The following is a 12,980-nucleotide window of genomic DNA, read 5'->3' as shown; positions in this document are numbered from 1 at the left end:
AGAATGATTTAGAAAAACATATTTTTATCCACCCACTGGGGAAGTTGCTCCCCTATGGGGCACTTCCTTTCAATTTTCCTGAGGAAGTGAAAATGACTAATTATACTGATAATCAAAACTACGTTCGTGCAGTACTGGCAGACATTGGCATTGATTTTGATGAGACAGAGATTCATATCAATGTCTCTCACTGCCAGGGCGACGAGGTTTCTTTTTCTTGCAGTATATCAGCCAGTGAATTAAGACAGTCTGTGGACCATTATGCGGAAACGCTTAATGCTACTCAACTGGATGGACTGGATGCTAATACCCTCAAGAAGCGCCTGGTTTACTTCCTTGAGGTCTTCGACCAAGTTTCCGGTCAGTATCTGGATATCTCTGGTAAACACTACGCGACTAGCCGCTTTGAATACGATGATGTCTGTTGTGATATCCTAAGTCTTTCTGCGGATAGCACACAACCTGGTGGCTATGATCGTGAAGAATACAAAAAACTGATGGAAGTTGATGGACAGGTTTTAATCGCCCGTTTTGCACTGGAACAATTCTGGAATACGCATTTTATTGGGCTTATCAACTATGTATCAGATGAAATAACATCCGGTCTTCATGATGCTTATCGCACTTTCAGTGATATAAGCATGGCCGCTTATACATTTAGTGAGTATTCATATTCACGTCGAATTACCGACGAACTGAGTCTGCATATTTCACTTCAAGAGGACGATTTCGACGATCAATTAACCGATTGTTATATGGATGAAACAACGCTGCCGTCCGGCAAAGTAGTTTTACGTCGTAATAATGAATCGATTATTGATATTTATGAAAGTTATGCTGCAAAATCTTACTTTCATATGGTTGCTCATGTTCGAGTCCTTGATCAAGATGGTGAAGTCGTTAATGAACTTTACCAAGGGGTGAATGTATCTGAATTGACTGGTGGCCGGGTTAAAATCCATGACCGTCAGGATCTAATTTATGAAGTATTCTCCACATTACGTAAACTCATCCCCGCTACAGAGGTTAAAGTCTCCGTTGCGGCATGAGTGCTGAAGATAGTTTTATATCTTCAGTTTTTTATACTCCCAAGAAGGCACGGTTATCCGTGCCTTTTTTTATTCCTCAAATCTGTTCTTTAATCCGCTATATTTCAACGTACTCATTGACCGATATGATTAACTGCATTGCTCTCCGGTCACAGCTCTTCATAAACCATCCGTTACCTTCCGCATCAACTCCAATCCAAAATGACACTCTTTCTGCTGCTTCCTTTCCTGCTCCGGTTAGTTTCAATTTTTTGACACGTGTTTCCGTTTCCGGCCGCAATCAGTCTACATGCTGGAGACTGCATAAATAAAATTTACTTACTTTGTTTTAGTTTCGCGAAAATAGGTCTCTTATCCGAAAAATGGAACGATAGAGATTTGTATACTGTTTAAAACAAAGGAGTGACTATGCCTGCCACCATAAGTCTGAGCAATATCCCTGTGAACTCGGTCTTTTCCCACGACCAAAGCCAGTTCTCTTATCGGCATGTTGATTTCAGTATTGAGTTGCTGCTTTCTTCGGGAAGTGACTCACAGCTGGAGTATCTTTTTCTCAAACCGGCAGCTGAAGTAAAGGCCGATCTACAGCGTCGTTTAGGCCGTGGGGAACTCTTTGTGACAACAGACAGTTGCGACAATTTTAGCGAAGTCTATGGCTGTATGGGACACGATTGCTGAGGGCTTTATAAAGGCAAGCGTCCGATTTTATAACAATACGAGACACAAGCACCTAATGATGACTGAATCGTTCTATGACTGGGTTGTGTACTGCATCACGGGCGTAATAATGGCGTCGGCGCTCCTCGAAGGAAAAAGAACCCGTTTCCCGGCTGCATTTTTTTACGGAAGCATTGTGCTTCTGGTTGTTTTGATTGTGGCCGGTGGCCTGAACTGGTGGTTTTACCGGTCAAAATTCGGCTCAGTCGTCGTTATTTTTGCTGCTACAACACTGTTAATGACCCGATTCAGGATGGTCATTTATGCGCTCAGGTTTCGGTCGCTGGTTGCAGGTCTGCAATCACACGTTAACAAGGGGTTCAGGATAATCCTCGTTTTACCCGAAAATGAGGACGAGAAGATCGTATTAATGAGCATGTTGTCTAAAAAAATACCCGCAGGCGCGTTGTTTTATACCCAAACTGCTCTGGGTCCATATTCAGGGGATCTACTGCATGCATTGGGACAAAAGCATCTTATGGGCGAAGGTTACCTGCTTCTCTGTGAGCAACAACTTCCTGCCCGAACCTGGCTAAGCACTGTGGAAAACGGTGAACCAGAGACGTCTCTTGCAGTCAATTTTCATTCGATCCCTGATATGGAGTGATACCCCTATGTACAATACCGATTCACAGACCGTACCAGCTGACACCCTGTGTGAAAGCAGTTCTCAGGTGAAAATTCAGTTAAGTCGAAGTGCCTCCCGGGCGCTGACGACGGCGAAAGAAATTCTTGAAACCCGGGGACTGGAATCTGTATCAACTGAAGATCTCGTTCGGGCATGCCTCGAAGAAAATCATCCTCTCGATCTGGCCAGCATCTATCTTGAGCATCGACTAAAACAGAAGGGGACCAGCATCTGCGAATTTTAGCGTTTTGCAACCTATTGGGGAAAATCCGGAATGTGTTTAAATAGCTGTAAATAAAGCAATCTACAGGTAAATCATGAAAAGCAATCTTCATCCTTTTGGAGCGTCTGGCACGAAACGAGTACTCAAAACGGACATTGCGTTGTCGCTGCTCTGTTGGATGTTTACCAGTCCCTTTAGCAACTGGACCGAAAAATATTTTACCGGCACAGAGGTGCCTGAAGCACCGATGCCCGAGTTGGGTCAGGCACCTGAGGCTATCTTTCGATTTGTGCTTAATGATGATGGTTTTGATGTTGGTTATGACGCTGTGGGTATGGATCTCTGCTGTTTCTCTATCCCACTATCTGCAATGCCAACAGTAAATCTCGACGAAGAAGAGACGTTATCCAGGCTGACTGGCGAAATGATCCACGGCGTACTGCTTTCTCTGCCTGAGTACCTTGAGATGCCAGACAGGCTTGTCTATCAGCTAAATGATGAGGTAATGGCGTTCAATTCACACTGTGGCAACGGAATTCTCCATGGATGGACGTCAGCGCAAGAGCTGTGGCGAAACGAGATCTTGCCACGCACACCTATTTTGATGCAGCACACCTCAGTCATTCACTGAGTTCCGGGGGCTCTGGATGAAAAAGCGACTTTACCTGTTGGAATGGAAACTTTGTGAGACACGAGCCTGGTTAGGATGGATGGTTTTTTGGTTGATCATCAGTTTTATGCTGTTATCTGCGATGTTGATGACAGGGCATTTGCTAAACAAGTTTGTCCTAGCGCCCGTCTGGCTGTTTATCTGGTGCTCTCCCTGGTTATGCTTCTTGTTGAAGGTACGCGTGACCGAGATTGATAAAGGGCTGGTGAATACCCTTCAGCTCGGAGGTTTACCGGTTTGTCGGTGGAGCCGTCCTGTAGTTCCCGGCATTTGGTCTGTTGATCGAATGAACGGCCGCTACAGGCTGAACCGTATTGGCACGGATGGCCTAACGGTACATTATCCGTGGCGCTTGCATTATCAGCCTTTGTTCCTGACTCCGGATAACCAGATTTCTGATATTAACGGGGGTAAACATGAATGAAAAATATGACGCTGTAGTGAGTGCAGCTACCTCCTGTCTGTTGTATGTCCGTGAAAACGGAAGGTCAGGCCTCGGGGAATGCCCGGTGGCGTATTCGAATGAACTCATCAACAGATGGCTTAGTTCGGCTGAACGTCGTAATTTGCATTCTCGTCAGTGTTTGCGTTCGATCCGAACCATTCTGAAGCAAGCCAGAAAGTGTCGTCAGCCTGATTTTAAGAGCGTGATGCATTTGCTGGTGGAAGGTAATGGCGTTATCCCGGATGTTACAGTATCGGATTTGGGTAATGTGCAGAGTATACGAAATGAACTTATTGGACTGGGCTGGTGGGTGAAGTTCGGTGTACCGCTGGACTGGCAGCGTATCAATCTGCAACACAGGCCTGTCAGTTTTGGCCTTTTGTCCGACCTTAATCGTTGTTTCAGGCATGACGGCCAGCAGGCTGAACCTCTGCCCCTTTATACAACAGGCAATTCCGATGAACTGCGGAAGGTGTTGGAAAAGTACAGCTACCGGCTGCGTATCGCATCTTCAGAAGTGGTTGAGGATGTAACGGTGTTGCGCTGTTTTATTGAAACCGGAGTGATGAATGTCCAGTGAAAATTTACCTTTCTACCGTGATCGGATTCTGGAGCGAATTGAACAGCTCAGAGCCTTTCTGAATAACCATCAGCCGGTGATGGCGGAACTGATGACTGTGGGGGCCGTCACGCGCCACGAAGAGCGGCTGAAAGAGGTTACCCCAATTGAGGTGAGTACTATTTCTGATGCCTCTGTAGATGACATTATCCGTGTATTTCAGGATTTTTGTATCGATGACATCGATGTACTCAGCAGGAATTCAACGAAAGTAACGACCAAATATCCGGGGCTGATTATTGTTCCTGAGGGTGCCGAACTGCTGAGCAGAATTATTCGCGATATCAACGACGCCAAAACTGACTTTGCCTCAGCTATGAAAAGGGTAAATGATCAGAAACACATCCGCTTTGAGGAAGTTCACCGTAAACTTCCCGGCCTTGTGACAGTGGCGTCTACTCGCAAAATTATGTTTGTGGAGGCACGGCTTAAAAAAGTTACTTTTTGCTGGCGACTAAACCGGAACCAGGTAAAAACCAACGCCAGTGAGCTCATCGCGATGCTGGATAAGCGTCGTACGGCAGCGGTCAAATCGCCAGCGACCACTGACCTGACAGTGGTTGCGAACATCGATAGGGCGAAGGCATTACTTGAAAGAAAGGTCCTACAAGACGGGGATGCGTTACGTCTTTGTCGGACCAATACCTTCCCGGTTCCGATCGCGCATCTGTTCTCATACCGTCCTGAAGGCACGGAGCGTGGAAGTAGCAAATACGCCGAGACGGATTACAAGGTGGTGAAAGCCTCACTGCCCATTTTCGCTGTTGGACAAAAGCCAGCATTTAAAGGTCTTCAGAACTGGGTGCCTGCGTCGGATGACGCACCGTCAAATGCACGAAGGATCAACCATAGCTACACGGAGCTTGTACCCGGTGCGGATCTTGGCATTTTCATTATGAGTAAGGTCTGAGGAGAAAAGCATGCAATGGATCTCCACTACCAGCCAGAAGCTCGATGAGAGACTTTATCGTGTCTGTGTCTGGGTGAAAAAATACCACGAGGACGCTATTAACCGTGTTGTATTGACGGTGGATCTCAGTAAAGCCCGACATGACCCGGGAGAGGATAAGGTACGGTCCGAGTTACTGTGTGGCCATTACTTTCTCATGAGGAAGGAAAACAATGCGAAATCGGCGCCAGCGGATCAAAACTTTGAATTTTTACCTGACGGCCGCAACCTGAGCTGGCAGACGTCGACCCCGGGGCTTCAGCAGCTTCTGCTGAACAATAATGTACCGGAGTCCCTCAGGACCCTGGCTGATTATATTCACATACGTCTGACCAAACTGACAATGGTCCCGATGTCGGGAACCATAATGAAAGCTGCACAGGAAGACAGTATCAGCTGGGTGAAAGTGGATCTGCGATATTTCTGGCAGTATGAACTGGTTGATTCCCATCTGGGACCTGTCCAGGTGTCTCATAAGGCGCTTGTGCGTTTTGGCCGTCTGGCTAAACACGATGAAAATGCCAGCGCTATTCGTATGCTTCGCCAGCGGTTGTCATCACCATTTATTCAGGAATATGAGATGCCTGAGGAGGAGCTGAAGCGTAAGCAACAGATCATGAATACCGCCGATGTGAAAATGCTTTTTCATGCTCATTATCCGGGGCAGAAATTGCTGTTGGCCCGGTATGCCAATGGCTGGGTGCTGGTGGATTGTTTCCTGTTCCACCATATCAAACCCAAAAAGAAGGCGAAAAACAAAACCAAAGCAGGCAAATCAGAAACACAAAATATAAAAACGACGGGGAGTGAGGATCATGGAACTGGGCATTATGGTGTGCATCGTGTTGTTACTCTCACTGGCAGCGGTGTGGATCAGTAACAAGGCGGTGGGATTACTGGAAATCCATTATTTTAAGCGACCGCTGAGCATGGAATATGCGGCGTGGCTGAGGGTGATGTGTGCCGGTTTGTTGTTTATTTTTATCCAGATGGCCCCGGCATTCACGTTTCTGTATACGCTTAAGCTGGTGGCACTGTTAAACTTGGGTGTGCAAACTATGAAGCTTAACGGCGTTTATAAAATGAAACGCACAGGTATGCTGCCGCCGAAAGACGCCCTTCAGGATCTGAACCGGTTTAATCCTTTCCGTAAGAAATAACCCTCAGCAGCGCCCGCATGGGCGCTACTCATCCAGCGCTCCGCGCATGAATTGCGTCATCGCTTTTTTACCAGCTTCAATGTTACGGATATAGCGTGAAACCATCTCCGCGTTGCTCCAGTTACCCATCTCCATGATCTGCAAGAGCGTATACCCGGCATGAGCAAGTTCGATGGCACCGCCTACGCGGACGCTGTGACCGGTCCAGCATCGGGTGCCCGTTTCCTGCGGATGAAGCTCTTCCCAAAGCGCTTCAAAGGCCCGGAGTAGCGTGTTCTTACTAAGCATACCCTCATCCTCGACGGGAATGGGTTCGCCATTTCCCCCGAGCGGGGTTCGGGTAGGCAGATAGGGCATGTTATGGTTTCTCAGCAGCGCATTGATTTCGTTACCCTGGCTTCGTAAACCCCATTCAGGTGGCATATATCCGTTATCCTGAAAGTTAACGGCCTGAAAGAGATAGTCCTTCGGATGGCTGTATTGATCCCTTCCGACCATACCCATCAGCCTTCTCAGTGTGGCTGTGAGGTTAGGGGTCAGATGATAGGTGAGCAGGGTACTGACAGTGGATTTTGTCCGGTATACCGTCAAGGTAAAGCTGCCGGTCTTTTCATCCAGCACAAGGTCTTCCATCCGAATTCGCCTGATCTCCGCTGAGCGAAGCAGTGTTTCAAACCCTGTCCAAATTAGGCAAAGGTCGCGGAGTTTGCGCACCGACTGCGTCGTACTGTGTGCTTTAATCAATGCCTTTAGATCCGTCACCATGAATGGCGTAGCCTGGCGGGTAACTTTCTGCTTTCGGGCTTCAGCCTGTTCGAGGGCCGCAAGAATATAACCCACTTCAGATGTGATGATCCCAGGCTGATCGAGTGCTTTCCTTTGGATACTGTTCAGGGCATGCAGGCACCCTTTAATACTGCTTCGTGACAGTGACTTCTGAAGATGGTCTAAATAGGCCAGCAGTGGAGTTTCAGTCACCGGGAGAGAGCTGGCGGGCCAATCTTCGTTCACCTCCTTTCCTGCATTTGCCTGATACCACTCATTCCAGGAACGCAGCCAATGGAGATACGTCTTAGCCGTATGGTATTTCAGGTGAGAAAAATAGCGGATGAGGCGCATCAGTTGCTTGTCATTAACTTTAACCGTAGACAATTGTTGATGGAGATCGTTGTCTGCAAACCGTCTGGTTACTGGCTGGCTATTCATTGTGTCCACCTGAATACACTGTTTTTATTTACAGCCATTTTAGCATTGCGGTACCTGCTTATGAACAGGTTCCGGGCAACAAAAAAGTGCCGGTGTCAAGTCTTTCGCGCAAATCAAGAAGGACTTGAAACCGTATATGGGACAGTAGGTTAGCTCCTTTCGGGGCCGCTTAGAAGAAGAGCGGCGTTGTCGGCTAGGAGCGACATAGGAGCGTTGGGAGAGAAAGCCGCATCGCACTGTGTAGTGCTGGATTGCCGAGGAACGGCGGGCCTGTCGCATCATCATAGCCCAACAGGCTCGGCGGCATCCAGAATGAAGAACGCGCAGCCTGGGCTGCGCGTTCGATGGATGCCGTTGAATAGCATGCGGTGCAATCATGGCGGCTTCGGTGGTGTGCTGCGGGTCGCCGTGCCCTTCCTGAATCCTCGATCCCCCGCCATGAACGCTTCCAGCATATGCGGGATCAGCGTCGCCGCATCAACGGCCTCGCCATACGCCTGCGCGTGTAGCGCGGCGTAGCGGTCGAGGTCGGCTTTCAAGCTGGTCGGGCAAACGAAAGTCAGCTTGGTGCTCTCGGTCTTCGGCAGCGGGCCGAGCCGCAGCTTCTTGGTCGTGCTCATCGTGAAGTCCCCCGGTTGAAGAACAGCGGCTGGTACCGCCGCAGCACCAGATCCCGGTTGACGATGATGCGAACCGGCAGGCCCGGCCGTTGCGTTAAGGTCGGCTGGATGTTGAGGTTGCGCCGGGTCATCTCCTGGCCGACCTGATTGATGCTGTCCTGCGCGCTGTCGCGCCCAGCGATGATGACGCGATCACCATCCTGCCGGTTCTCCGGCGCGGCCAGCTCGGCACCGACGCCCAGCAGCGTGGTGAGTGCCGCACCGGCAAAGATGCGGCCCCAGTGGTAGTCCACATCGTCCTCCAGCCCGGCATAGCCGGCTGGGTCGGTGCCGGCCAGGTTGTCGAGCGTGAGCGAAGACGTGTCCGGCAGGATGATCCGGTTCCAGACGACTTGAACGCGGCTCTGCCCGTAGCTGACCTGGCTGTTGTATTTGCCCAGGATGCGCGAACCCTGCGGAATCAGCAGGAAGCGCCCGGAGGCTGTGTCATAGACCGGCTCCGTCACCGTGGCGATCACGTCGCCGGGCAAGTCCGACTTAATCCCCGTCACCAAGGCACCTGCGACCACCGTTCCGGCCATGACCTGATACGGCGAAGTTGGCAGGGTCAGATTGCCGGAATTACGGGTTTCAGTGGAGCCACCTTTCAAGAAAGCATCTTTATGGTCTTGCCGGTTTTGCACCGCTGTCGGGTCAGCAGGCTGGGCCGCCGTGGAGACCGGCCCGGCCGCCAGCGGGTCAAACACCGCATTGGCGGCGAAGCCCGGCGCAGCGGCCACCTGTGTCTGCGCCACCGGCGCCGCATTCTGCCCTCCCGAGCGGAAGAACACGGACGAGGCCGCGGCCGCTTCGGCTTCTTTGCGCAGAGCATCGTTCGGGTCGTGGCCGGGGGCCGCGTAGGCGGCCGTCGCCGGCTGCTGCGACTTCACGATGGCCGGGCCAAGATCGCCCGGCAGCGGCGGCCCCAGTTCGGGAACGGCAGGCGGCAACGCCGGCGGCAGCTTGGAGTAGTCCGTCGGCAGCGCATCCAGTCCTTCAGACTTCGAGACACGATCGACGTTGTAAAGCTCGGTCTGCTCGCCCGCACCGCGCCGCTGAGGTTGCAGCGACCACATCACCGCGCCGAGCACGGCCACCGCCAGGACGCCGGCGAGGATGGCCAGCGTGCGCCGATTCAGGCGCGTGACCGGGCGCGGCTGGGCGCGAAGCGCGACCGCCTCGGGAGCGATCTTGCCCGCCGCCTGCGGCGCGGCAAGGTCGGGAGTGTCATCCTGGCTCATGGTCAGTTCCTCCGCGCAACGCCATCGGTGCGCTCGATCCGCACCACGTCGCCGCCGTCGCCGCCCAGCCGCAGTTCGGCCGCGCCGAACAGGCGATCCACGACGTAGTACGGCGCGCGGAAACGGTAGTTCACCAATTGCCCGTCGCCCTGCGCGCCGATGACAAACAGCGGCGGCAACTCGCCCTGGGCGATGCCCGCCGGAAACTGGATATAGACCTTCTCTCCATCATCGAAGGCGCGTAGCGGCTTCCACGGCGGGTTGCTGCCCGATACCGCGTAGCGGAAGCGGATCTTGTCCAGCGACAGGCCCGTATCGACAGGCGTTGTCGCCTGCGCAGCCTGCGCCTGGCGCTGCAACGCGAGCATCCGGTCTTTCGGGTAGTCCCAGGATACCGACGCCATCCATGCCTTCTCGGTCGAGGTCAGCTCCAGCAGGTAGGTGCGCCGACTGGTGGTGATGACGAGATTGGTTTTCAGGCCGGAACGGATGGGCTTGACCAGCACATTGACGCGCAGATCGGCCCCGCCGCCGCTGGACGTGTCGCCCACGATCCAGCGCACGGTATCGCCGGCGGCGACCGTCACCAGTTCCTCGCCCGGTTGAAGCGAAACCACCGTCACGCGCCCCGGCGACGCATAGACCTGATAAAGCGCGCCATCGGTGAACGGCCACACCTGAATCGCGTTGACGTAGCCCTCACGGGTAGGCGCGATACGCGCTTCTGCATTGGCACGGGAAACGCGCACCTTTTCGTCGGCCGGCTCCGGCGCAACGGGGGCCTCATCGAGTTCCGGCAGCGGCTTCAACTGCGCCGGCAGCGCCAGCGGTTCAGGGACGGCGACGACTTCGACGGGCTTGGGCGGTTCGGGCAATGGCTGGGCCAGCACCGGCTCGTCGAGCGAGATGGACGGCGGCGGCTTGCCCTGCGAGGCGCAGCCCGCGAGGGCCAGCAGCGTCAAAGGAAAAACGTAAAGGCAGAAACGAAGTTTCATGGTTTGGCTCCTTCGGAAGAATCCAGTTCGCGGCTCCATGACAGGCCGTTGACGTAGATACCCAATGGGTTCTTGCGCAAGCGCTGTTCAGTACGCGGGGTTTGCAGGACGGTCGAAAGCACGGCGTTCCAGCGTTCGGTGCCGGCGGGCGCACCGTTGACATAGCGCTGCTCTGTCCAGCGCACGTTGAAAGACGTGTCGCTGGCGCGAACCACGCTGGTGATTTGCACCGTTACCGATTCCTTGCCGATGCGGGCGAATGGGTCATTGGTGCGGGCGTAGTCGTTGAGCACCGCCGCGCCCTTGTCGGTGGTGTAGTCGTAGGCATCGAGCCAGTTCTGCCGCACCACGATGGGGTCGATGGACAGCGAGCGAACCAGCGTCACGAAGCGCGCCAGGTGGTGCGCGATCTGCGCGTCGCCGGGCCGATACGGCGTAGCGGCCTTACCTACAGCGCGCACCTGCCCGGCCTGATCGACCTCGATGACATAGGGCGTCACGATGGACTGCGCCGAGCGCCACACCAGGCCGCCGGCCATCAACAGCGCGAGCACTAGACAGCCGAAGGCCATCAGGCGCCAATTCTTCGCCTGCACGCGGGCGGAGCCGATACGGTCGTCCCACACCTGGGCGGCGGCTTGATACGGGGTGGCAGGCTGCGGCGTATCGGCGTAGCGCACCTGCGGTCGTTTGAATCGCATGGGTGTTCTCCTTGAAGGTTAGGTATCGGAATCCCGCAGGCTCGGGCCTTGCCCGGAGCCGCCGCCGTCGCCCCCGCGCAGCGTGTGGGCGGCAGTGGTCGCGGCATGGGTAGCCTGCTGGCGGCGGTGCATCCGCTTGGCCCAGGCCGGTTGCTCTTGCTTCTGCGAGCCTGCGGTGCCGTCTGCGGTCTGGCCGCGGCCAGCACCGTCGCTGCCGGCTTCTGTGCCGTTCCAGCCAGCGCGGAAGGAGTCGGCCACCTTCTGCCCAACAGCGGAAGCACCAGAGGTGACGCTGCGGCCTGCGGCTTGTGCGCCGGTCTTGGCGACATTGCCGAGGCCAGCCGCCGCGCCCTTGGCACCGCCGCCGGCCGCAGCGGAACCGGCCTGGAACGCCGATCGGGCACTGCCGGCCGCCGAAGTCGCGGCACGCGCGCCGGCACCGGCCAGCTTTGCGGCCGCCGGGGCCATTCGTGCCCCAGCCATGACGGCGCCGCCCACTCCCGTTGCGGCGGCTCCGATGGCAACGCCGGTGCCGACAGCCCCGACCGCAGCACCAGCCATCGCGCCCGCACCAAGCTGTGGCGCACCGGACACCAGGCCGGTGGCGATACCGGGGCCGAAAATGCCCAGCGCCAGCAGCGCGAGCGAGGCCAGCATCACGACCAGCGCGTGGTCGATTGATGGTTCGTCGGGATGTACCTGGAACTCGGCAAACAGCCCGGAACCAATGCCGACGATGACGGCCAGCACCAAGACCTTGATGCCTGACGACACCACGTTGCCTAGCACCTTTTCCGCGAGGAACGAGGTCTTGTTCCAGAGTGCAAACGGGATCAAGACGAAGCCGGCGAGCGTAGTCAGTTTGAACTCGATCAGCGTGATGAAAAGCTGTACGGCCAGCACGAAGAAGCAGAGGATCACCACCAGCCAGGCGATGAACAGAACCACGATAGGGTCGATGTTCACGAACACCTCGGGGAACCCAGCCATGTCCCCGATCTGTTCCAGAATCGGCGCGGCTGCGTCGATGCCGGTCTTCGCCAGCCGGCCCGGCTGAAGAAAGTTCTCCATCGTGATGGCCGAGCCGGTAGCGGTGATTCCCAAGCCGGCGAACGAGCGGAACACGATGCTCGCCAGCCAGTTGAAGTTGCCGATGATGTAGGCGAACGCGCCGACATAGAGCACCTTGCGCAGCAGCTTGGCGATCACGTCGTCGCCCTGGCCGGTGGCGTGGCTCATGGCCCAATACAGGCCAGCGATCGTCATGTCGATGACGATGAGCGTGGCGGTGAGAAATGCCACTTCGCCCTGCAATAAGCCGAAGCCCGAGTCGATGTAGCGCGAGAACGTATCGAGGAAACGGTCGATGATGGTCACGTCGTTCATGGCGAATCCTCGGGCGGAGTGAGCGGAACGGCGCCCTCTGGCAATTCATCTGCGGGCGTATCGAAGCTCGGCGGAATCGGCGGGAGTTCAGCCAGCGAGTTGTATTCATCCGGCCCGGTATGGCCGGCGAAGAAGCGCCGCCGGAAGGCTTCGGCGGCGGCGCGGCAGGCATCCTCGCCCATGGCCTGCCGGTCGACCGCGCATTGCCCGCGCAACGCCTTGAGCCGCACCGGATCTGCGGCCAGGGCGTCGGCCAGGTTCTCGGCCGGCTGCTGGCCGCACGCGGTCAGCAGCACGGCCAGCAGGACGGAAGCGCATCGCATGGCCGCCTC

General features: G+C 54.9%; 17 protein-coding genes. 10 read left to right on the top strand and 7 right to left on the bottom strand.

Annotated features, from left to right (window positions below):
• Nucleotides 1-92 precede the first annotated feature (92 nt).
• The 10 genes from NMC31_RS14675 to NMC31_RS14630 all read left to right on the top strand — a co-directional run bounded on the left by NMC31_RS14675 (nt 93) and on the right by NMC31_RS14630 (nt 6,460).
• Nucleotides 93-1,049, top strand: a complete 957-nt coding sequence (locus NMC31_RS14675) for a hypothetical protein (RefSeq protein WP_022652178.1) — start codon at nt 93-95, stop codon at nt 1,047-1,049.
• A gap of 408 nt (nt 1,050-1,457) precedes the next feature.
• Nucleotides 1,458-1,727 carry a hypothetical protein gene (locus NMC31_RS14670; protein WP_015063142.1) on the top strand — a complete coding sequence of 90 codons (270 nt, stop codon included), beginning with the start codon at nt 1,458-1,460 and terminating at the stop codon, nt 1,725-1,727.
• Nucleotides 1,728-1,836: 109 nt separating this feature from the next.
• Nucleotides 1,837-2,373, top strand: coding sequence for a hypothetical protein (locus tag NMC31_RS14665; RefSeq protein WP_223203164.1), 537 nt, complete (start codon nt 1,837-1,839; stop codon nt 2,371-2,373).
• A gap of 7 nt (nt 2,374-2,380) precedes the next feature.
• Entirely contained in the window at nt 2,381-2,638 is a 258-nt protein-coding gene (locus NMC31_RS14660) for a hypothetical protein (protein ID WP_015063144.1), read from the top strand.
• Between the two features lie 73 nt (nt 2,639-2,711).
• On the top strand, nt 2,712-3,248 hold the full coding sequence (locus NMC31_RS14655) for a hypothetical protein (RefSeq protein WP_015063145.1): 537 nt from the start codon (nt 2,712-2,714) through the stop codon (nt 3,246-3,248).
• A 16-nt stretch (nt 3,249-3,264) separates the two neighbouring features.
• Nucleotides 3,265-3,711 carry a hypothetical protein gene (locus tag NMC31_RS14650; protein ID WP_015063146.1) on the top strand — a complete coding sequence of 149 codons (447 nt, stop codon included), beginning with the start codon at nt 3,265-3,267 and terminating at the stop codon, nt 3,709-3,711.
• Nucleotides 3,704-4,312: a hypothetical protein gene (locus tag NMC31_RS14645; protein WP_015063147.1), complete on the top strand. Its 609-nt coding sequence runs from the start codon at nt 3,704-3,706 to the stop codon at nt 4,310-4,312. The genes NMC31_RS14650 and NMC31_RS14645 overlap by 8 nt, the downstream gene beginning before the upstream one ends.
• Nucleotides 4,302-5,261 (top strand): DNA replication terminus site-binding protein, encoded by a 960-nt coding sequence (locus tag NMC31_RS14640; protein WP_022652180.1) that lies wholly within the window; start codon nt 4,302-4,304, stop codon nt 5,259-5,261. Before NMC31_RS14645 ends, NMC31_RS14640 begins: the two co-directional genes overlap by 11 nt.
• Nucleotides 5,262-5,271: 10 nt before the next feature.
• Complete coding sequence (locus NMC31_RS14635; protein ID WP_022652181.1) at nt 5,272-6,180, top strand: hypothetical protein; 909 nt, start codon at nt 5,272-5,274, stop codon at nt 6,178-6,180.
• On the top strand, nt 6,116-6,460 hold the full coding sequence (locus NMC31_RS14630; RefSeq protein ID WP_015063150.1) for a hypothetical protein: 345 nt from the start codon (nt 6,116-6,118) through the stop codon (nt 6,458-6,460). The genes NMC31_RS14635 and NMC31_RS14630 overlap by 65 nt, the downstream gene beginning before the upstream one ends.
• Nucleotides 6,461-6,484: 24 nt before the next feature.
• Here NMC31_RS14630 and NMC31_RS14625 read toward each other — a convergent pair whose 3' ends face one another.
• From NMC31_RS14625 to NMC31_RS14595, 7 genes are all read right to left on the bottom strand, one after another.
• The gene (locus NMC31_RS14625; RefSeq protein ID WP_015063151.1) at nt 6,485-7,666 is read right to left on the bottom strand and encodes a tyrosine-type recombinase/integrase; all 1,182 of its coding nucleotides are present in this window, start codon (nt 7,664-7,666) and stop codon (nt 6,485-6,487) included.
• A gap of 374 nt (nt 7,667-8,040) precedes the next feature.
• Nucleotides 8,041-8,286, bottom strand: a complete 246-nt coding sequence (locus NMC31_RS14620) for a DUF2274 domain-containing protein (protein ID WP_006378741.1) — start codon at nt 8,284-8,286, stop codon at nt 8,041-8,043.
• Nucleotides 8,283-9,566, bottom strand: coding sequence for a TraB/TrbI/VirB10 family type IV secretion system protein (locus NMC31_RS14615; protein ID WP_253898343.1), 1,284 nt, complete (start codon nt 9,564-9,566; stop codon nt 8,283-8,285). Before NMC31_RS14615 ends, NMC31_RS14620 begins: the two co-directional genes overlap by 4 nt.
• Nucleotides 9,567-9,568: 2 nt before the next feature.
• Nucleotides 9,569-10,561, bottom strand: coding sequence for a P-type conjugative transfer protein TrbG (trbG, locus tag NMC31_RS14610; RefSeq protein WP_016487821.1), 993 nt, complete (start codon nt 10,559-10,561; stop codon nt 9,569-9,571).
• Complete coding sequence (trbF, locus tag NMC31_RS14605; protein ID WP_006378793.1) at nt 10,558-11,262, bottom strand: conjugal transfer protein TrbF; 705 nt, start codon at nt 11,260-11,262, stop codon at nt 10,558-10,560. The genes trbG and trbF overlap by 4 nt, the downstream gene beginning before the upstream one ends.
• An 18-nt stretch (nt 11,263-11,280) precedes the next feature.
• A complete protein-coding gene (gene trbL, locus NMC31_RS14600) occupies nt 11,281-12,648 on the bottom strand; it encodes a P-type conjugative transfer protein TrbL (RefSeq protein WP_006378795.1) in 1,368 nt (455 codons plus the stop codon).
• A complete protein-coding gene (locus NMC31_RS14595; RefSeq protein WP_006378798.1) occupies nt 12,645-12,971 on the bottom strand; it encodes a hypothetical protein in 327 nt (108 codons plus the stop codon). The genes trbL and NMC31_RS14595 overlap by 4 nt, the downstream gene beginning before the upstream one ends.
• Between the last annotated feature and the right edge of the window lie 9 nt (nt 12,972-12,980).

The sequence above is a fragment of the Pseudocitrobacter vendiensis genome (assembly GCF_943590815.1).
GTDB classification, from domain to species: Bacteria; Pseudomonadota; Gammaproteobacteria; order Enterobacterales; family Enterobacteriaceae; genus Pseudocitrobacter; species Pseudocitrobacter vendiensis.
The sequence above is the reverse complement of the archived record's forward strand: the minus strand, read 5'-3'. Positions and strand labels throughout refer to the sequence as shown.